Consider the following 18,157-nt stretch of genomic DNA (forward strand, 5'->3'; position numbering starts at 1 on the left):
GGCAGCCGGACAGGAACCAGCCGGGAGTGCGTCAGGCCCGCGCGCCTCGTCCGCCGAGGGCGCGGGTCACGTCGCCGGACTTCTTGAGCGTTGCGCGAAGCTCCTTGGGCAAGGAGAAGAGCAGGTCTTCCTCCGCTGTGACCACTTCCTCCACGGTGCCGTAGCCGTAGTCCGCAAGGAGCCGGAGCACATCCTTGACCAGCACCTCCGGAACCGATGCGCCGGAGGTGACGCCAACCGTGGCGACGCCCTCGAACCAGGCCTCATCCACTTCGTTGGCGAAGTCGACGCGGTAGGACGCCTTGGCACCGTATTCCAGTGCAACTTCCACGAGCCGGACGGAGTTGGAGGAATTGGCCGAACCCACCACGATGACCAGGTCGGCCTGCGGGGAGATCTTCTTAATAGCCACCTGGCGGTTGGTGGTGGCGTAGCAGATGTCGTCGCTGGGCGGGTCCTGCAGCGTCGGGAAGCGTTCCTTCAGCAGCCGGACTGTTTCCATCGTTTCATCCACGCTCAGTGTGGTCTGCGACAGCCAGATGACCTTTTCAGGATCCCTGACCGTCACCTTATCCACTTCGTGCGGTCCGTTGATGATCTGGATGTGCTCAGGAGCTTCACCGGCCGTGCCCTCAACTTCCTCGTGGCCGTCGTGGCCGATGAGGAGGATGTCAAAGTCGTCCTTGGCGAATCGGACGGCTTCCCGGTGGACCTTGGTGACCAGCGGACAGGTAGCATCAATGGTCCGCAGGCCACGGTCTTCTGCCGACTGCACCACTGCGGGCGATACCCCGTGGGCCGAAAAGATGACCAGCGCACCTTCGGGGACCTCATCGGTCTCATCAACGAAGATGGCGCCCTTCTCCTCAAGCGAGCTCACGACGTGAACGTTGTGAACGATCTGCTTACGGACGTACACGGGCGGACCATAGTGTTCCAGTGCCTTCTCAACTGCAATGACTGCCCGGTCAACTCCGGCGCAGTAGCCGCGCGGAGCTGCGAGAAGCACTTTTTTGGGTCCGGGCACCGGGGCCGCAGCCAGCACGTCCTCAGGCGATCGGCGCCTGCGTGGAATTGACGGCATGGGGATGGAGACAGCTGAGGTGGTCATTGTTCAATGCTACCGGGAACGCTGGTCGCGTCCGGTGCCCGCTCCGACGGCACCAGCAACGACGCGGAGAATGACACCCGCCACGATGAGGACTGCGCCGGCAATGAGTGCCGCCAAGATCCACTGCCCGAACCGTTCGGAGGATGCCGCCACGAATTCGCTTTTGAAGATGTCCGCCACCTCGTTACCGCTGGCTGTTCCGCCCACCGCGAGTCCGGCCGCGTCCGAGCCGAGTTTCCAAAATGCCGCGAGCACCAACGCCCCGGCTCCCGTGCCCACCAGCACAGTCCAGCGGCGGCGTGCGGCAATGAGGCCCAGCAGGAAGGCGATGGCGGAGCCTGCAGCCACCGGCCAGCCCATCGGTGCGTACGCCGAAACCTGGTCCACGAGTTGACGCTGGCTCGGCTGTCCTATGTTGATCAGCGTCTGATCCGGCGCGTCCAACGGAACATTCATTGCTTCCGAGATCTGTTTGGTCAGCAGGCCAACCAGGGGCGCCACATCCAGGGTGAGGGACGTGGAAGGTTCCGTCTCGGGCGAGGCGGCCCCGGAAGACGGGAAATTAAGCCGGTGGCTCTTCCTCAGCGTCTCCTCCCAGGCTGCCGGATAGCCGGGGAGCGCCGTCAGGGATTTGGCGGCAGAGTCGAGGATCGGCTGCACCAGTTCCGTGAACGGCTCAGGAATGCGGCCGGCCGGATCGATGCTGCCAACTGCTGCCGAAGCCAGCCGTTCCTGGAAGACGGTGTCCTTGCCCAAGGGAGCGGCGAGGGAAACGAAGCCGTCCTCCTGCACAATGTTCCGGTCAACCCAGATCGCTGGAACGGCGACGGCGGCCAGCAGCAGCCCAAGGATAACGGCGGCAGCGGAGACAAAGGTGCGCAAGGGAGTCCTCGGTTGTGGTTGGCGGTACTGCCATCCTAGGGGTGCCGGCGGGGAAGAAAAAATGTCGGCCGACAGTGGTAGAGCTATGGATAGAGTTGATTCGGTTTGATGCCAGTCCGTTTTTGATGCACTGCCACCCGCAAAGGATTCCCATGCCCAAGGCTCCCTTCCCGTCAGGGTCCGACCGTGCCTGACAACGTGCCCGCGGCCACCACGGTTCCTGCCACGGCTGCTGAGACGAGCCCGGATAATCCCTGGCCCCTGCAGCTACTGTCCCAGAAGCTCAAGGCCCACATCGACCGGACTCCCTCCGCCTGGGTCGAAGGCCAGGTCATTGAATTGAACCGCCGCGGCGGCAGCGCGTTCATGACACTTAGGGACGTAGACGCCGAAATTTCGCTGCCTGCGTCCATCTGGTCTAATGTGCTGGATCGCCAGGACGTTCCCCTGGAACGGGGTTCCAGGGTTGTGGCCCTCCTGAAAGCCGAGTTCTGGCTGAAGACCGGACGCCTCAACATGTCGGTGAAGGACATCCGGCCATTGGGGCTGGGAGACCTGTTGGCGCGGATTGAGCGGCTCCGCCACGCGCTTTCCATGGAAGGGCTCTTTGCGGACTCCCGGAAAAAACGCCTCCCGCTCCTCCCCCATCGGATCGGTCTGATCACCGGACGTGATTCCGACGCCAAGAAGGACGTGCTGCGCAATGCCGCCCTCCGGTGGCCCGCGGTCGAATTTGAGATCCGGGAAGTTGCCGTGCAGGGAAACACCGCTGTTTCCCAGATTATGGGTGCGTTGCGGGACCTCGATGCCGACGCGCATGTTGACGTCATTGTGATTGCCCGGGGCGGCGGTGCGCTTGAGGACCTCCTCCCCTTCAGCAATGAGGATCTGATCAGGGCAGTGTCCAACGCCTCGACGCCGGTGGTCAGCGCGATCGGCCACGAAGCGGACCGTCCCATCCTCGACGACGTCGCTGACCTCCGGGCTTCCACGCCCACGGACGCCGCCAAGAGGATTGTTCCTGACGTCGTTGAGGAACTTGACCGGGTACGGCAGGCACGTGACCAGCTCCGGCGCGGAGTGCACCGCCTGGTGGAGCGGGAGTCCGACCGGCTGGCTTCCCTGCATTCAAGGCCCGTGCTCGCCGCGCCGGAGGTCATGGTCAGCGCCCGTGCCGAAGACGTGGCACGGCTCAGCAGCCGCTCCCGTGCAGCCATTAGCACGGCAGTGCTGAGAGGGGCTGACCAGATCCTCCATCTCCGCAGCCAGGTGCGCTCCCTCTCGCCGCAGCAGACTCTGGATCGGGGCTACGCCGTGGTGCAGGTTTCGGGGACGGCCCGGGCCGAGGACGAGCCGCTTGCAGTCGTTCGGCACCCTTCGCAGGCTCCGGAGGGCTCGGATCTTTTCGTACGCGTTGCCGGCGGGTCCTTTTCCGCCCGGTCCACGGGCGGTCAACGGATTTCAGATAGCTGAAACTAGCCCAGCTCCGGACATCCCGGCAGCGCCCATCCACTCATCACCAGCAGGGAGCAAACACATTGGCAGCAGAACACAACCCGAACGCAGACATCGAAGCGCTGAGCTACGAAGAGGCCCGCGAGCAGCTCGTGGCCGTGGTGGGCAAGTTGGAAGCCGGCGGCGCCAGCCTGGAGGACTCCCTCGCGCTGTGGGAGCGGGGCGAGGCCCTTGCCAGACGATGTGAGGAGTGGCTGGAAGGCGCGCGCAAACGGCTGGCCGCCGCCCGGAACCAGGCCGGTCCGGAGTCCTAAGTCCGGAGTCCTAGGATCCGGGTCCCGGGCGTGGTCCGTCAGGACCTTTCCACGAGGCTGCGCTCGAGCGCGACGTCGAATTCCGCAACGGGCCATTCAAGGTGGAGGTCTTCCATGGCCTGGAGCAGCAGCTGTTGCACGGCGATGCGCGCGTACCATTTTTTGTTCGCCGGGACCACATGCCAGGGCGCCACTTCGGTATGCGTCTTGTCGAATGCCGCCTGGTATGCGGCCATGTAGTCATCCCAGAAGGCACGCTCCTTCAGGTCACCGCTGCTGTACTTCCAGTGCTTCGAAGGATCGTCCAGCCGGGCCAGCAAGCGGGATTTCTGTTCGTCCCGGCTGATGTTCAACATCACCTTGACTATTCGGGCTCCGCTGGCCGTAAGCCTGGCTTCAAATTCGTTGATCGCCGTGTAGCGCCGCTCCAGCTCTTCCGGGGAGGCCCAGCCGTGGACGCGGTGGATGAGCACATCTTCATAGTGGGAGCGGTCAAAGACGCCCACCATGCCGGCCGCGGGTACTTCCTTTTCGATCCGCCAGAGGAAATCGTAAGACTTTTCCTCATCGGTGGGCGCCTTGAACGCCTTGAGCTGCACACCCTGCGGGTCCATGGCGCCGACCACGTGAGCCACAATGCCGCCCTTCCCTGCGGTGTCCATGGCCTGGAGGATCAGCAGGACGCGCTTGGTGCCGCCGAACTTAGCTTCGGCGAACAACTGCTCCTGGAGGGTGGCAAGTTTGCCGTCGAGTTCGGCCAGGAGGGCCTGTCCGTCGGATTTGCCGCCAGGGTACCCCGGCGTGGAATCCGGATCGACGTCGGACAGCCTGAATCCGTCACCGGCCGCGAGGGTTCCTGACGGGTGTTCGTTGAACGTTTCGAGTCCTGACATGTGAAGCCTTCCGCCGATGTTCCGCCAGTCCGGAGCTCCGCTTCCTCGCGGCCGCGTCCGGCTGCCGCCGCCCGGGAAACCCGGGCGGCGCTGCTGCCATCAGGCTAGTTCCCCTGGTACCGGCTCAGGAAGTCCCCCATACGGCCGATTGCTTCTTCTATATCCTTCACGTTGGGCAGGGTGACCATCCGGAAGTGATCCGGACGGACCCAGTTAAAGGCGCGGCCGTGGGAAACGAGGATCTTCTGCTCACGGAGCAGGTCCAGGACGAACTTTTCGTCGTCCCGGATGTGGAAGACCTCGGGGTCCAGTTTCGGGAACAGGTACAGCGCTCCCCTGGCCTGCTGCGTGCTGACGCCGGGGATGGCGTTGAGCAGGTCGTAGGCCTTGTTCCGCTGTTCCAGCAGGCGGCCCCCTGGCAGGATCAGATCATTGATGCTCTGGTATCCGCCCAATGCCGTCTGGATGGCATGCTGGGCAGGCACGTTGGCACACAGGCGCATGTTTGCAAGGAGACTGATGCCTTCGAGGTAGTCGGCCGCGTCCTTCTTTGGCCCGGAGATCGCCATCCAGCCGGCCCGGTACCCGCACACGCGGTATGCCTTGGACAACCCGCTGAAGGTCAGGCACAGGACGTCGTCGCCGGTGAGTCCGGCCAGGTTCACGTGGACAGCGTCCTCGTACAGGATCTTCTCGTAGATTTCATCCGCAAAAAGGACCAGGCCGTGCTTCTCAGCCAGGGCCACAATCTTCTTGAGGGTCTCCTCGGGATACACCGCACCGGTGGGGTTGTTCGGGTTGATCACCACGATTCCCTTGGTTCGCGGGGTGATCTTGGATTCGAGGTCCTCCAGGTCCGGCTGCCAGCCGGACTCCTCATCACAGAGGTAGTGCACCGGGCGACCGCTTGCGAGGGCGACGGAGGCGGTCCAGAGCGGGTAGTCGGGCGTGGGGATCAGAACCTCGTCGCCGTCGTCGAGGAGCGCCATGAGCGACATGGTGATGAGCTCGCTGACGCCGTTGCCGAGGTAAATGTCGTCCACGTGAATGTTCTGGATACCGCGGGTCTGGTAGTACTGCGACACTGCCGTCCGGGCGGAGAATATGCCCCGGGAGTCACTGTAGCCCTGGGCGTGCGGCAGATGGCGGATCATGTCCACCAGGATCGCGTCCGGCGCTTCAAAACCAAACGGTGCCGGGTTTCCGATGTTCAGTTTGAGGATCCGGTGACCCTCTGCCTCCATCTGCTGGGCGGCCTGAAGAATCGGTCCACGGATGTCGTAGAGGACATTATGAAGCTTGGTGGACTGCTTGAATTCTGCCATCCATCAAATATGCCATATGGAGGATGTACTTCCGCTGAGACTTGACTCACACGGAGAACGGCGACGGCGCCTGCCGGACCCTGTGAGGTCCGGCAGGCGCCGTCGGACTCGTGTTGGCTGGTTTGAGCTACTTAACCAGGCCCTTGTCCTTGAGCCAGGCCGCCGCTGCGTCCTTCGGATTCTGCTTCTGCGTGCCGCTGACTGCGCGGTTGAGGTTGATCAGGTCCTCCGTGGTGAGGATCTTGGAAACGGAATTGAGCGCTTCCTTGGCCTTGTCAGTCATCTTGGCCTTGTTGTACAGCGGCAGGACCTGCTGGGCGATGAAGTTGTTCTTGGGGTCATCCAGGACCACCAGGTCGTTGTCGGCAATGGCCGGCGTGGTGGTGTAGATGTCAGCGACCTGCACCTTGTCCTCGAGCAGCGCCTTGACGGTGATCGGGCCGCCGCCGTCGCTGAACGGTTCCAGCTTCTTGGGTTCGCAGCTATAGTTCTTCTTCAATCCCGGCAGGCCATAGGCGCGCTCTGCGAAGGTGGCCGGAGCTCCTACGACAAGCTCGCTGCAGACCTTCGCGAGGTCTTCGATCGATTTGAGCTGGTACTTCTCCGCCGTAGCCTTGGTCACCACCATGGCGTCCTTGTCCTCGGCCTTGGACGCTTCCAGGACGGCCAGTCCCTCCGGGAGCTTGGCCGGGAGCGCCTTGTAAATGTCCTCCGCCGAAACCTCGGTGGCTTCCTTGTTCACATGCAGCAGCAGGTTACCGCTGTAGTCGGGAATAACGTCCACGGAGCCGTCCTGGACAGCCTTGAAGTACACCTCGCGCGAGCCGATGTTTGGCTTGGTGCTTGCGGTCACGCCGGCCGCGTTCAGGGCACCGGCATAGATTTCAGCAATGATCTGGCTCTCGGGGAAGTCAGCAGATCCGATCACCAGCGCTGAACCCGAGCCGGAACCGCCCGTGGCCGGAGCGCTTCCGAGCGGATCAGAACCGCCGCCGCACGCGGACAGGGCCAGGGCCAGCCCGACGCCGGCGGCCAGGCCGCCGAAAGCGCGGCGGCCCAGGATACTAGGGTTGGTTTCCTTCATGATGTACCTCCTTGAACAACAGGCTCCGCGGGCACGGGGCCTGTGAGATCAACCGGGGCCTGCTGGCTCCGGCCTGGCATGGCAGAGGCTCCCCGGAACAGGAACAGCCTCTGGAAAACAGCGAGCAGCAGATCGACGGTGATGGCCAGCGCTGCTATCAGCAGCGAGCCGCCCAGCATCTGCGGAAAATCAGACAACACCAGTCCGTCAAAGAGATACCGGCCCAGTCCCCCGAGGTTGATGTAGGCCACCACTGAGACGGTGGCGATCACCTGGAGCACACCGGTCCTGAATCCGCCGAACATCACCGTCAGTGCGTTGGGAAATTCCGCCCGGAACAGCACCTGCAGTTCGGTCATGCCCATGGCCCGGGCTGCGTCCACGACGTTCCGGTCCACACTGGCAATCCCGGCGTAGGTGCCCGCGAGCAGCGGGGGGACCGTGAGGATCACTAGGGCCCAGATAGGAGGCATCAGGCCGATGCCGGCCAGGAGCACGAAAAGGGTCAGCAGGCCCAGGGTGGGCAATGCCCGCAGAGCGCCGGCCAAGGCAACCACCGCCACCCGGCCGCGCCCGGTGTGGCCGACATAGAGGCCGATGGGGACGGCTATGGCGGTGGCAATCAGCATCACCAGTCCCGTGTACTGCAGGTGCTCAGCCAGCCTTGCCGGAATGCCTGAGCTTCCTGCCCAGTGCAGGGGGTCGCCCAGCCAGGCGAAGGTGTCCGTGAAAACGTTGCTCATGCCGCCGCACCTCCCGCCCGGACGTCGGACAGCCGCTCGGCCGCCGAAGGGAGGGCAGCCTTGTCCGTTCTGCCGGCGGCCCTCGTCCACGGCGTCAGCAGCCGTTCCAGGAGCACAAGGAGCGCATCCATCAAAAGTGCCAGCACCAGGATGGCAATGATCCCAACCACGACTTCGGTAATGAAGCCCCGTTGGAGGCCCGAGGTGAAGAGCATGCCGAGGTTGCCGATTCCCAGGAGGGCCGCCACGCTCACCAGGGAGATGTTGCTGACGGACACCACCCGCAGCCCGGCGAACAGCACCGGCAGGGAGAGCGGGAGATCGATCTGGAGGAAGCGCGCGCCCGGCTTGAACCCCATGGCGACGGCGGCCTGCCGGAGATCTTCGTCCACGGAATCGAAGGCGTCGAGCGCGGCGCGCACCAGCAGCGCCACGGCATAGATGGTGAGGGCCACGATCACGTTGACAGGGTCAAGGACCCTGGTCCCCAGGATTGACGGCAGAATGATGAACAGGGCAAGGGACGGGACCGTGTAGAGCAGGGACGTGGCCGTGACCACCACGGAGCGCAGCGTCCTGTTTCGCCGGGCGAACTGGGCCAGCGGAATCGAGAGCGCCAGGCCAAGGACCATGGGCACGATGGCAAGCACGAGGTGCTGGCCGGCGAGCTCGAACACCCGTCCGCTGTTGGCCAGGAACCATTCCATCAGAGGGCACCCTGCCGGACCAGCCGGGCCGATTCGATGACAGCGAGCACCTCGTCCGCCTTAAGGACTCCGGCGAGCCTGCCGTCCGCGTCCACGGCGACGCCCAAACCCGAGGGTGAGGACAACGCTGCGTCAAGGGCGCGCCGGAGCGTGTCCCCCTTCCGGAAAAGCGAACCGCCGGGTATCAGCACGGAGCCGGCACCGGGGCTTGTCCAGCCGAGCGGGCGGGACTCCGCATCCAGTACCAGCAGCCAGTCGCCGCCCAATCCGGCAGCACCGGCCTCCAGTTCCCTGCGGCTGACCGTCGGAACGTCATGGAGGGTGACGGCGTCGGAGGGGCTGAACGCCAGGTGACGGAACCCGCGGTCCTTGCCCACGAACGAGGCCACAAAGTCGTTGGCCGGAGCCCTGAGGATCTCCTCAGGGGTGGCATACTGAGCCAGTTTTCCTCCGGTGGCGAAAACAGCAACCTTGTCCCCAAGCACGGTGGCTTCGTCAATGTCATGGGTGACGAAAACGATGGTTTTGGCGAGGTCGCGCTGCAGCCGCAGGAGCTCCTGCTGCAGTTCGTCCCGCACCACTGGGTCCACCGCGCTGAACGGTTCGTCCATTAGCAGCACGGGCGGGTCAGCCGCCAGCGCCCTCGCCACTCCGACCCGCTGCTGCTGTCCGCCGGACAGCTGTGAGGGGTAGCGACTGCCGAGCACCGACGCCAGCCCGACGACGTCGAGCAGTTCTTCGGCGCGCCTGCGAGCCTCGGCCTTGGGGACGCCATTCAACCGCGGGACCGTGGCGATGTTATCCAGAACCGAGCGGTGCGGCATGAGCCCGGAGGACTGCATGACATAGCCCATGGACCGCCTCAGCTGCGCGGCGGGCACTAAGGTGACGTCTTTACCGTCCACGGTGATGGTGCCGGAGGTGGGCTCCACCATGCGGTTGATCATCCGCAGGGAGGTGGTCTTGCCGCAGCCTGAGGGCCCGACGAAGACCGTGATTGAGCCCTTGTCAATGGACATGGTGAGGTTGTCCACGGCCGGCTGCCCGCTCTGGTACTGCTTGGTGACGCTCTGGAATTCGATCATGGCTTCAGCCATTTCCGGGCTTACCTAACTGTTGGCGGCAACATCGGACGGTCAAGCCGGAAGATCATAAGCTTGCTGATTTTCGGCTGTAAAGCAGGTAATACACAGCGTAACCAGCGGCCCGGACAAAGTCAGCGGTGCCGCGGCTACCGTAAGCATTCGGTGACCTGCGCCTTTTGGATGGGTGGCGGCGCCGGCTTGCTCGATCCGCCGCGACCCGGCACCGCCGTCGACCCTCGTCCGCGCGTCAGCTGCGCTTCCGTTTACCCCGTTTTCCCTCGCCGCCGGCGCGGTCTGCGCCCTTTTCGTGCCCGTAGCGCTCGGCCGCCCGTTGGCTCTTGCCGGCAACTACCACCTTCTGGTGCCATTCCCGCTGGTACGCCCGCCGGGCTGCCGCGTCGTGCCGGCGGTTGAGCGCCGCCAGTTCGCGTTGGAGTTTGAGGTAGCTCTCCCATCGGCGGATCTCCAGCGTCCCGTCGGCGAGCGCTGCCTGGACAGCACAGCCGGGCTCCCGATCATGAGCGCAGTCGGCGAAGCGGCACCGGCCGAACAGCTCCTCGAGGTCACCGAACATCTCCCCCATTCCGTCGTCGGCGTCGAAAAGCGCGAAGCCGCGCACGCCGGGGGTGTCCATGAGCACAGCTCCCCCGGGCAGCGGCACAAGTTCGCGGGAGGTGGTGGTGTGCCTGCCTTTGCCGTCGCCGGACCGGACGGGCCCAACGTCCTGCGCGTGGTGCCCGGCGAGGGCGTTGATCAGCGTGGACTTCCCGGCGCCGGAGGGCCCCAGGAGAACCAGCGTCCCGCCGGCGGGCACGTGTCCGAGCAGTTCGTCGAGGCCGTCGCCCTGTTCCGCCGAGGTGGTGACCACAGCTACGCCGGCGGCCTGCAGGATGACCTTTCCGACGACGTCGTCCGCGATGTCGGCAAGGTCCGCTTTGGTGACAATCACCAGCGGGGTGGCCCCCGAGTCCCAGGCCGCCACCAGCGTCCGCTCCAGCCGGTTGTGGGTGAGCGGCCGGTCCACCGGGACCACGACTCCCACCACATCGACGTTGGCGCCCAGGACCTGGGCCTCCGACGACGCTTCGAAGGCGCGCTTGCGGCTCAGCGCCGACTGACGCGGCAGCACAGCGATGACGGCCGGCTCCCCCGCCGTGTTGGAGCCGAGCCACACCCAGTCGCCGGTGGCAGGGATCTCGCCGTGGGCCGGGTAGGGCAGGTGCAGGAGCTCCGCAGCCCCGGCAACAAGGACCCGGTTCCGGTCAACGCGGACCACCCGTCCGGGGCTCTCCCCGCCGGGGGCGGGATGGGCGTCGAAAAGTGCTGCCGTCCGAGCTGTGAAACCGTAATGCACGGGACCGGCCAGCGTTGAAACTGAGTGGGTGGGTGTTGAATCTTTTGCGGTCAGCAGGTGACCTGGAGTTGTTTTCACTAAAGAACCTCTGGTGAGGCCCCGTTGGCACGGACTCCGCTGCTTGAATCAGCTGCTGCGGGTCAGGACGTGCTTGTGTCCGGGGCAGGAATAATGACGTTGCTGGCGCTCTTGGCGCGCAGGATTAATGCAGTCATCGTCTCCACCTCCCAGTGTCCGCGGTCATGACTCTTGATGTCATGCCGTGTGCTTCGCCGGGCGCATCTGCCGGCGGCTTTTCAAGGCTAAACCGTCCAGCCCGGCTTGGCTAGGGGTCAGGCCGTCCCGCGTTCATCTACGGTTGCCTGCCCGCCTGCCGGCAACCGGTTGTTCGGCCTAGAGTTGGTCTGTGACGAACCTTGAAGTAAGCCCCATTGAAGAAGTGTGCCCGCCGGGACTGCCCGGAGGATCCGCCGGAAACGGTCCGTGCCTCCAGTTGTGGCCCGCACGGGAGGTTCCGCTCGGCGGAGTCCGGGCCATGAACGTCTTCCGGACGCTTCCGCAACGGGGCCTGCCCACCGTCGGCGCCTGGTGCTTCCTGGACAGCTTCGGCCCGGACCGGGTGGCCATGTCCGTGCTGCCGCACCCGCACACCGGCCTGCAGACTGTGACGTGGCCGCTGGCCGGCAACATCAGGCACCGCGATAGCGTGGGCAGCGATGTGATCGTGCGTCCGGGAGAGCTCAACATCATGACCGCCGGCCGGGGCGTCTCGCACTCCGAGTTCGCCGTACTGCCGCACCGGCCTTCCCCCGGTGAAACGATGGGCGCCGGGCCGTCCGGCGCCGGGACCGTTGCGGCGGGAGATTCCGGCGCCGGGGCGGAACTGCCCCTTCAGCGCGGCCTCCAGTTGTGGGTCGCCCTTCCGGACGGCGAACGCCACAGGGACCCGGCCTTCGAGCAGCACCGCGATCTCCCGGAAGTCACCGGAGACGGATTCACCGCAACGGTAATGGTGGGAAATTTCGCGGGAGAGTCCTCGCCGGCCACGATGTATTCCCCGATTGTCGGCGTGGACGTCAGCTGCTCCGGACCCGTCGCCCTGCCGCTCGACCCGGAGTTCGAGCACGCGGTGCTGGTCCTTGACGGCCGCCTCACCCTCGACGGGCAGGATGTGCCACCCGGCCCACTGGGTTACCTCGGGATCGGCCGCCGCCTGCTGGAAGTCGAGGCCCTGCCCGACACGCGCTTCATCCTGCTGGGCGGGGAGCCGCTCCAGGAAGAGTTGCTGATGTGGTGGAATTTCGTGGGCAGGACCCATGATGAGGTTGCACAGGCCCGCCAGGACTGGGAGAACCAGGCAGACCTTCCGGACGCGTTAGCCGAGGGCTCCCGGTTCGGACTGGTCCGCGGTCACGGACCCGATGCGGGGGTCGAGGCCGGGCGCATCCCGGCGCCTCCCCTGCCGGGTGTCCGGCTCCGGCCCCGCACCCGTTCGTGACGCCCCCATGCACGTGACGGACCCGCCTGACGGGCGCACTGAACCCTGAGGGCAGGGGCTATCCCTGTTCAGCCACAAGTTGCAGGACACCGAAGACGGGATCCTGCTCCAGGACCCGCACATCCGTGACGCCATCGGCGGCCAGGCTCCGCTTAAAGGAATCCTGCAGCCTGGCCACGTTCATGCCGAGGCCGCTCCCCAGGATCACCGGGCCCCGGATGCCCAGCTTCCGCAATGCCTGGGCGGCCAGTCCGGCGAGGTCCCTGCCTGCCTGCTCGACAAGCGCCTGGCTGGCGGCGTGGCCCGCGTCCGCCGCCTCCACCACGAGCCGGGCTCGTTGCGCCCAGTAGCGCCGGCCGGTCTCCGGTGAGTGGAAAAGCGCAATGAGCTTGTTGGGGTCGTCTATGTTGCACGACCGCAGCAGGGCAGTGGTGAGTTCGTCGGGTTCCAAGCCCTGGTTCATGCGGCGGAGGCTGTGCCGGACAGCTTCACGGCCCAGCCAGTAGCCGCTGCCTTCGTCTCCGAGCAGGTAGCCCCAGCCGCCTGCCCGCGCTTCCTCGCCCTGGTCGTTCTTTCCCCAGGCGGCAGAGCCGGTCCCCGCGATGACAGCTACCCCGGTGCTCGCCCCGCCGGCCGCCAGCAGCAGCCGGGAGTCATGGACCACTGTGATCCTGGCGCCGGGCACATGGGGCGCGATCAGAGCCGAGAGTGCGGCCGCGTCCTCGTCCGTGTCGATGCCGCCGGCCCCGGCGTAGACCTGGGACACCGCGCCTCCGCCGATCTTTGCGAACAGCTCCGCCAAGTGCAGTGCCGCTTCCTCACGGCTGACGTTCTGCACGTTCGAGCTGCCAACGCTTTCATCGGCCACGGCCTTCCCGTCCTCGAAGCGGACGCCGCGCGTTTTGGTGCCGCCGATGTCCAGGCCGATTACGGCGCCGGGGATCGTAGCGGGAGGTGCCGCGGACGTCGCGGCGGGGAGCCCGCCGGGGGAAGGAACAGAATCCGTTGCCGGCAGGTTGTCAGAATTAGTCACGTGAACAGACTACTGAGTCACCACAAGGAGCAGGAATGACGGGCACCATTTTCGGTACACGGATCATCGCCGCACCCATGGCAGGGGGAACATCGACGCCCCGGTTTGTGCGGGCCGCGCACCGGGCAGGCGGGTTGGGCTTCCTGGCCGCGGGCTACAAAACCGTGGCTGCCATGCAGTCCGACATCAGCGAGGTGCGCTCCGCAGGGGCGCGCTTCGGCATGAACCTCTTCGTTCCCGACCGGACGCAGCTCAATTCCCCGCAAGCTGTCAGGGAACAGTTGGAGAACTACCGGCAGAGCCTCGAGCCGGACGCCCGGCGGTACGGGGTGGCCCTTCCCGGGCTGCGCCTCGACGACGACGACGAGTGGCAGGGCAAGATCGACGCCCTGCTGGCGGATCCCGTGGAGTTTGTCAGCTTCACGTTCGGGTTCCCCGAGCAGGCCGAAGTGCGCGCGCTCCAGCGCGCCGGTTCCACGATCATTGCCACGGTCACCAGCCCGGCGGAAGCCTCGCTGGCCGTGGAGCGCGGAGCGGACATCCTTGTGGTCCAGCACGGCAGCGCCGGCGGCCACAGCGCCGCCTTCCTGGCCCGGGAAAGCACCACGGGCTCCCCCGGCCCCGCGACGACGGCGGAGCTGCTCGCCGCTGTGCGCACCGCCGTCGGCGTACCCCTCGTGGCGGCCGGCGGAATCATGGATTCCGCCGGCCTCGACTCGGTGTTGGCCGCCGGCGCAACGGCAGCCCAGCTGGGTACGGCATTTCTGCGCAGCGACGAAAGCGGCGCCCGCCAGCTCCACAAGGACGCCCTCGCCAGCCAAAGCTTCACGGAAACACGACTGACCCGTGCGTTCACCGGCAGGCAGGCGCGTGCCCTGGTCAATTCGTTCGTCCGCGACCACGATGACGCACCGGAAGGGTACCCGGCCCTCCACCATCTCACCGCTCCGATCCGTGCAGCAGCCGCCGCGGCGGGTGATCCGGAAAGGCTGAACCTGTGGGCGGGAACCGGATGGCGGAAGGCTGGCGCCGGTCCGGTCTCGGACGTCATCAACGGGATACTTGCGGGTTCGGCCCTTTCCTGAACTGATCGGCCCCTCAGAAGCGGGCGGATCAGATCAGCCCCCTGAACGCGCGCGGATAAGTCCCGCCAGCAGCCCCGGCCCCTCGGTCAGGACCATTTCCCTGAACAGCCTGACCTGATCGGCCTCGGCCTCGTGGCCGCCGCGCCGTTCACGCCATGCCAGGCCGATTTCACGGAATGCCAGTCCTGATGTCAACGGCACCTCCACCCAGCCAAGGTTGCCGGTGTGCTCAGTCACTGTCCGGCCCGGAGCCTGGCCTCCCGGAGGGAGGATGCTGACACCCAGTCCGGCAGACACCAGCCCTCGGACGGTGTGGGAATCCTGGCTTTCGAAGGCGATGCGCGGGCGGAAACCGGCCTCGCGGAACAGTGCGTCCGTCAGTGAGCGCATGCCGTATCCGTGCCCCATGGCCACGAACGGGTCCTGTCTGATGTCCGCAAGCCGGGCGCTCTTCCGCCTGGCCAGGCGGTGTTCATGGTGCACCACCAGCCTCAGGGGCTCCCGATACAGGGCGGCCGAGCCGATGTTGCGGCCCGCGGGGGCGACGGGCGCCGTCAAGGCGAGATCAGCGGTTCCCGCCGCGAGTTCCGCCAGGCAGCCGTCCCGGGCTCCCTGGCTGAGGTCGAAGGCGGTCTGCGGGTGGCGGTGGTGGAACGCATTGATCAGGAGCGGCAGCGTCGCCTCGCCAAAGGTGTGCTGGAACGCCACGGCGATCCTTCCCCGCACCACCTCGGATTCGTGCCGCACCAGGTCCAGCCCGGTCCGGAATTCGTTAAGTGCCGCATCGATGTAGGGCAGCAGCGCCTTGGCTGCCGGCGTCAGCCGCACTCCCCTGCCGTCCCGGATCAGGAGTTCAGTGCCCACCACGGCACTGGCGCGGGCGAGAGCCCGGCTGACGGTGGACTGGGGCATGCCCAGCAGTTCCGCCGTTTCCGTCACGTGCTGCGTCCGGCCAAGTTCGGACAGGACGGGAAGCAACGGCAGCAACTGAGCCAGCTGCTTGTGCTCGATATCCATCGCGGCCTCCCTGAGATTGATCCGTTTTCAGCATTTGTTCTATGTAAATCATGCATTGGAAGCATGCCATTCGGCGACCTACGCTGGCTTAGTGCACATGATGTCAACGCAGGACACGCCACAAACCGGACCGTGGGCAGGCCATCCGAAGGGCTCGGCCGCCTACGGAAGGCTGCTCGCGGGGCTGGCCTTCGCCGGGGTGGCGACATTCGCCCAGCTCTACTCCACCCAGGCCGTGCTGCCCATCATGGCCACGGACCTGCAGATCTCGGCGGCCGAAGCCGCGCTGACCATCTCGCTGGCGACGGTGGGGTTGGCCGTCACGGTCATCCCGTGGTCCTTCCTGGCTGACCGGATCGGCAGGGTCCGGGCCATGACCCTGGGCATCTCGGCCGCGACCGTCCTGGGCCTGGTGGTTCCCCTGGCCGCCACGTTTCCCATGCTCCTGGGGCTCCGCTTGCTCGAGGGCATGGCGCTCGGCGGGATACCGGCGATCGCCATTGCCTACCTGAATGAGGAAGTGCACAAGGCGCACGCCGCCATGGCCGCCGGAAGCTACGTCGCGGGAACCACGCTGGGCGGCCTTGCGGGACGGCTGGTTGCGGGCCCCGTCGCGGAGCTGTGGGGATGGCGGGCGGCCACATTGGCCGTCTCCGTCCTGGCCGCCGTCGCTGCCGTCCTGTTCCTGGTCCTGGTGCCCAAGGCCCGCGGCTTCACGCCCGCACCAGCCAGCGGATTCGGCGGGGCCGCAAGGATACTGGCGGGCCACCTGCGCAGTCCCCGCCTGCTGGCCCTCTATGTGCAGGCGTTCCTGCTGATGGGCGGCTTCGTGGCCGTGTACAACTACCTCGGCTTCCGGCTGTCCGGTGATCCGTTCGGGCTGCCGGCCACCGTGATCAGCCTTATCTTCGTGGCATACCTGTCCGGGACGGTGACCTCCAGGCTGGCCGGCGCCCTCACGCTTAAGTTCGGACGCCGGACCATTCTGCTGGCCGGAATCCTGCTGATGGTCATTGGCCTGGCGCTGACATTGACGCAACTGCTGATCCTGATCCTGGCCGGCCTTGTGGTCTTCACCGGAGGATTCTTTGCGGCGCACAGCATCGGGGCGGGCTGGACCGGAGGGATCGCCACCACCGGCCGGGCTCAGGCCGCCTCGCTGTACAACCTTGCCTACTACCTTGGCTCCAGTGCAATCGGGTGGGCGGGCGGCCTGGTCTTCCAGTCCTTCGGCTGGACGGCGCTCGCCCTGACGGTCATCGGGCTGGGATGCACGACGGCTGTGATCACCGCCGTCGTGCATCCTGCGTCAGGCCCCGGTCAGCCGGCCTCCGGGCAGGGGAATCCGGCCGGCTAGCGCGTTCCTTCGACTGCCTGCAGAAGGTCCGCCACAATGTCCGTGACGTCCTCCAGCCCCACGGACAATCGAAGCAGGCTCGCACGCGGCCTGGCCCCGGCGGCAACGGGCCGGTGGGTCAGTCCGGCCGGGTGCTGAATGAGGGTATCGATGCCGCCCAGGGACACGGCGTGGGTGATCATCCGGACCGCCGCCGGCACCCGTTCGGCGTGCTCGGCGCTGGCCAGTTCAAACGCGAGCAGCGAGCCGGGGCCGGACATCTGCGTCCCCACCAGACCCAGCGGGTCGCACTCCGGAAGCCCCGGGTAGTGGACGGCTTTCACGAGCCCGTGTCCGGCCAGGGCAGCAGCAACCTTGTGGGCGGTTGCCTGCTGCGCCCGGACGCGCACCGGCAAGGTGGCCAGCCCGCGGTGGAGCAGATAGGCCGGCCAGGGAGTCAGGATTCCGCCTGTCACGGCACGGACCTGGCGGAGCCTGGTGGTCCACTCCACCGGAGCCGCAACCACACCGCCCATCGCATCCCCGTGGCCGCCGAGGAATTTGGTGGCGCTGTGCAACACGAGCGTGGCCCCGTGAGCGAGGGGCTGTTGGAGCACCGGGCTTGCGAAGGTGTTGTCCACCAGGAGCGGGACGCCGTCAGCGTCACGGGCGAGCTGCGCAATGTCCACAAGCTCCAGGCTGGGGTTGGCGGGCGTCTCCACAATCACCAGTCCCGTGTCCGGACGCAGGGCATCGCGAACACCGTCCGCCGTCGTGAACGTCACTTCGGTGCCCAGGACGCCCGAGGCGAGGATGTGGTCACTCCCGCCATACAACGGGCGGACTGCCACCACGTGCTTCCTGCCGGCAGCCACAGTCGCGAGCAGGACAGCCGAAAGGGCCGCCATCCCGGTGGCGAAGGCCACCGCCTCGGGCGCACCCTCCAGGACGGCCACGCCCTCCTCGAAGCGGGCCACCGTGGGATTCCACAAACGCTGGTAGACGGTGCTCTGGCCTTCCAGGGGCATCCCGCCGGTGGCCATTTGTTCATAGGCCAGGCCGCCGTCGTGGACCGACGGAAGCGGCGCAGTGGTGGAGAGGTCAATCGGCACGGCATGCACGCCTTGTTCGGTGAGGCCGGCCCGGCCTGCATGGACAGCCAGTGAATCGGGAGAAAGCACGAGACTCCTTTGAATTATTCGCCATTGAATCCGGCAAGTCTCTGGCAATAATTC

The 18,157-nt window shown here is 66.1% G+C and carries 17 protein-coding genes; 5 read left to right on the forward strand and 12 right to left on the reverse strand.

Going from position 1 to position 18,157, the window contains the following annotated elements; genetic code table 11:
- Positions 1-31: 31 nt before the first annotated feature.
- Positions 32-1,111, reverse strand: a complete 1,080-nt coding sequence (locus ARTH_RS14385) for a 4-hydroxy-3-methylbut-2-enyl diphosphate reductase (RefSeq protein ID WP_011692672.1) — start codon at positions 1,109-1,111, stop codon at positions 32-34.
- 9 nt (positions 1,112-1,120) lie between these two features.
- Positions 1,121-1,993, reverse strand: coding sequence for a hypothetical protein (locus ARTH_RS14390; RefSeq protein WP_011692673.1), 873 nt, complete (start codon positions 1,991-1,993; stop codon positions 1,121-1,123).
- Positions 1,994-2,179: 186 nt separating this feature from the next.
- On the opposite strand from ARTH_RS14390, the gene xseA reads away from it, so the two are divergent.
- Together xseA and ARTH_RS14400 are read left to right on the forward strand one after the other, a co-directional pair.
- A complete protein-coding gene (xseA, locus tag ARTH_RS14395; protein ID WP_011692674.1) occupies positions 2,180-3,466 on the forward strand; it encodes an exodeoxyribonuclease VII large subunit in 1,287 nt (428 codons plus the stop codon).
- A 65-nt stretch (positions 3,467-3,531) separates the two neighbouring features.
- Entirely contained in the window at positions 3,532-3,762 is a 231-nt protein-coding gene (locus ARTH_RS14400; RefSeq protein WP_011692675.1) for an exodeoxyribonuclease VII small subunit, read from the forward strand.
- 38 nt (positions 3,763-3,800) lie between these two features.
- Here ARTH_RS14400 and ARTH_RS14405 read toward each other — a convergent pair whose 3' ends face one another.
- From ARTH_RS14405 to rsgA, 7 genes are all read right to left on the reverse strand, one after another.
- Entirely contained in the window at positions 3,801-4,655 is an 855-nt protein-coding gene (locus ARTH_RS14405; protein ID WP_011692676.1) for a polyphosphate kinase 2 family protein, read from the reverse strand.
- Between the two features lie 104 nt (positions 4,656-4,759).
- Complete coding sequence (locus tag ARTH_RS14410) at positions 4,760-5,980, reverse strand: pyridoxal phosphate-dependent aminotransferase (RefSeq protein WP_011692677.1); 1,221 nt, start codon at positions 5,978-5,980, stop codon at positions 4,760-4,762.
- A 127-nt stretch (positions 5,981-6,107) separates the two neighbouring features.
- Complete coding sequence (locus ARTH_RS14415) at positions 6,108-7,064, reverse strand: ABC transporter substrate-binding protein (protein WP_011692678.1); 957 nt, start codon at positions 7,062-7,064, stop codon at positions 6,108-6,110.
- Positions 7,061-7,807 carry an ABC transporter permease gene (locus ARTH_RS14420; RefSeq protein ID WP_011692679.1) on the reverse strand — a complete coding sequence of 249 codons (747 nt, stop codon included), beginning with the start codon at positions 7,805-7,807 and terminating at the stop codon, positions 7,061-7,063. Before ARTH_RS14420 ends, ARTH_RS14415 begins: the two co-directional genes overlap by 4 nt.
- Positions 7,804-8,514, reverse strand: a complete 711-nt coding sequence (locus ARTH_RS14425; RefSeq protein ID WP_011692680.1) for an ABC transporter permease — start codon at positions 8,512-8,514, stop codon at positions 7,804-7,806. The genes ARTH_RS14420 and ARTH_RS14425 overlap by 4 nt, the downstream gene beginning before the upstream one ends.
- Positions 8,514-9,611: an ABC transporter ATP-binding protein gene (locus ARTH_RS14430; protein WP_011692681.1), complete on the reverse strand. Its 1,098-nt coding sequence runs from the start codon at positions 9,609-9,611 to the stop codon at positions 8,514-8,516. The genes ARTH_RS14425 and ARTH_RS14430 overlap by 1 nt, the downstream gene beginning before the upstream one ends.
- A 235-nt stretch (positions 9,612-9,846) precedes the next feature.
- Positions 9,847-11,010, reverse strand: coding sequence for a ribosome small subunit-dependent GTPase A (gene rsgA / locus ARTH_RS14435; protein ID WP_442853000.1), 1,164 nt, complete (start codon positions 11,008-11,010; stop codon positions 9,847-9,849).
- A 349-nt stretch (positions 11,011-11,359) separates the two neighbouring features.
- Between rsgA and ARTH_RS14440 the strand changes: the two genes are divergently transcribed.
- On the forward strand, positions 11,360-12,451 hold the full coding sequence (locus ARTH_RS14440) for a pirin family protein (protein ID WP_011692683.1): 1,092 nt from the start codon (positions 11,360-11,362) through the stop codon (positions 12,449-12,451).
- Between the two features lie 58 nt (positions 12,452-12,509).
- Here ARTH_RS14440 and ARTH_RS14445 read toward each other — a convergent pair whose 3' ends face one another.
- Positions 12,510-13,484, reverse strand: coding sequence for an N-acetylglucosamine kinase (locus ARTH_RS14445; protein ID WP_011692684.1), 975 nt, complete (start codon positions 13,482-13,484; stop codon positions 12,510-12,512).
- A 35-nt stretch (positions 13,485-13,519) separates the two neighbouring features.
- Here ARTH_RS14445 and ARTH_RS14450 point away from each other — a divergent pair, with 35 nt between their 5' ends.
- Positions 13,520-14,569, forward strand: coding sequence for a nitronate monooxygenase (locus ARTH_RS14450; RefSeq protein WP_011692685.1), 1,050 nt, complete (start codon positions 13,520-13,522; stop codon positions 14,567-14,569).
- A 33-nt stretch (positions 14,570-14,602) separates the two neighbouring features.
- Here the strand turns inward: ARTH_RS14450 and ARTH_RS14455 are convergent, their stop codons facing one another.
- Positions 14,603-15,586: a LysR family transcriptional regulator gene (locus tag ARTH_RS14455; RefSeq protein ID WP_011692686.1), complete on the reverse strand. Its 984-nt coding sequence runs from the start codon at positions 15,584-15,586 to the stop codon at positions 14,603-14,605.
- 97 nt (positions 15,587-15,683) lie between these two features.
- Here ARTH_RS14455 and ARTH_RS14460 point away from each other — a divergent pair, with 97 nt between their 5' ends.
- Entirely contained in the window at positions 15,684-16,943 is a 1,260-nt protein-coding gene (locus tag ARTH_RS14460) for an MFS transporter (RefSeq protein WP_011692687.1), read from the forward strand.
- On the opposite strand, the gene ARTH_RS14465 is transcribed toward ARTH_RS14460, so the two are convergent.
- Complete coding sequence (locus tag ARTH_RS14465) at positions 16,940-18,103, reverse strand: trans-sulfuration enzyme family protein (RefSeq protein WP_198011513.1); 1,164 nt, start codon at positions 18,101-18,103, stop codon at positions 16,940-16,942. The genes ARTH_RS14460 and ARTH_RS14465 overlap by 4 nt on opposite strands.
- Positions 18,104-18,157 lie beyond the last annotated feature (54 nt).

The organism is Arthrobacter sp. FB24 (assembly GCF_000196235.1).
Classification (GTDB): domain Bacteria; phylum Actinomycetota; class Actinomycetes; order Actinomycetales; family Micrococcaceae; genus Arthrobacter.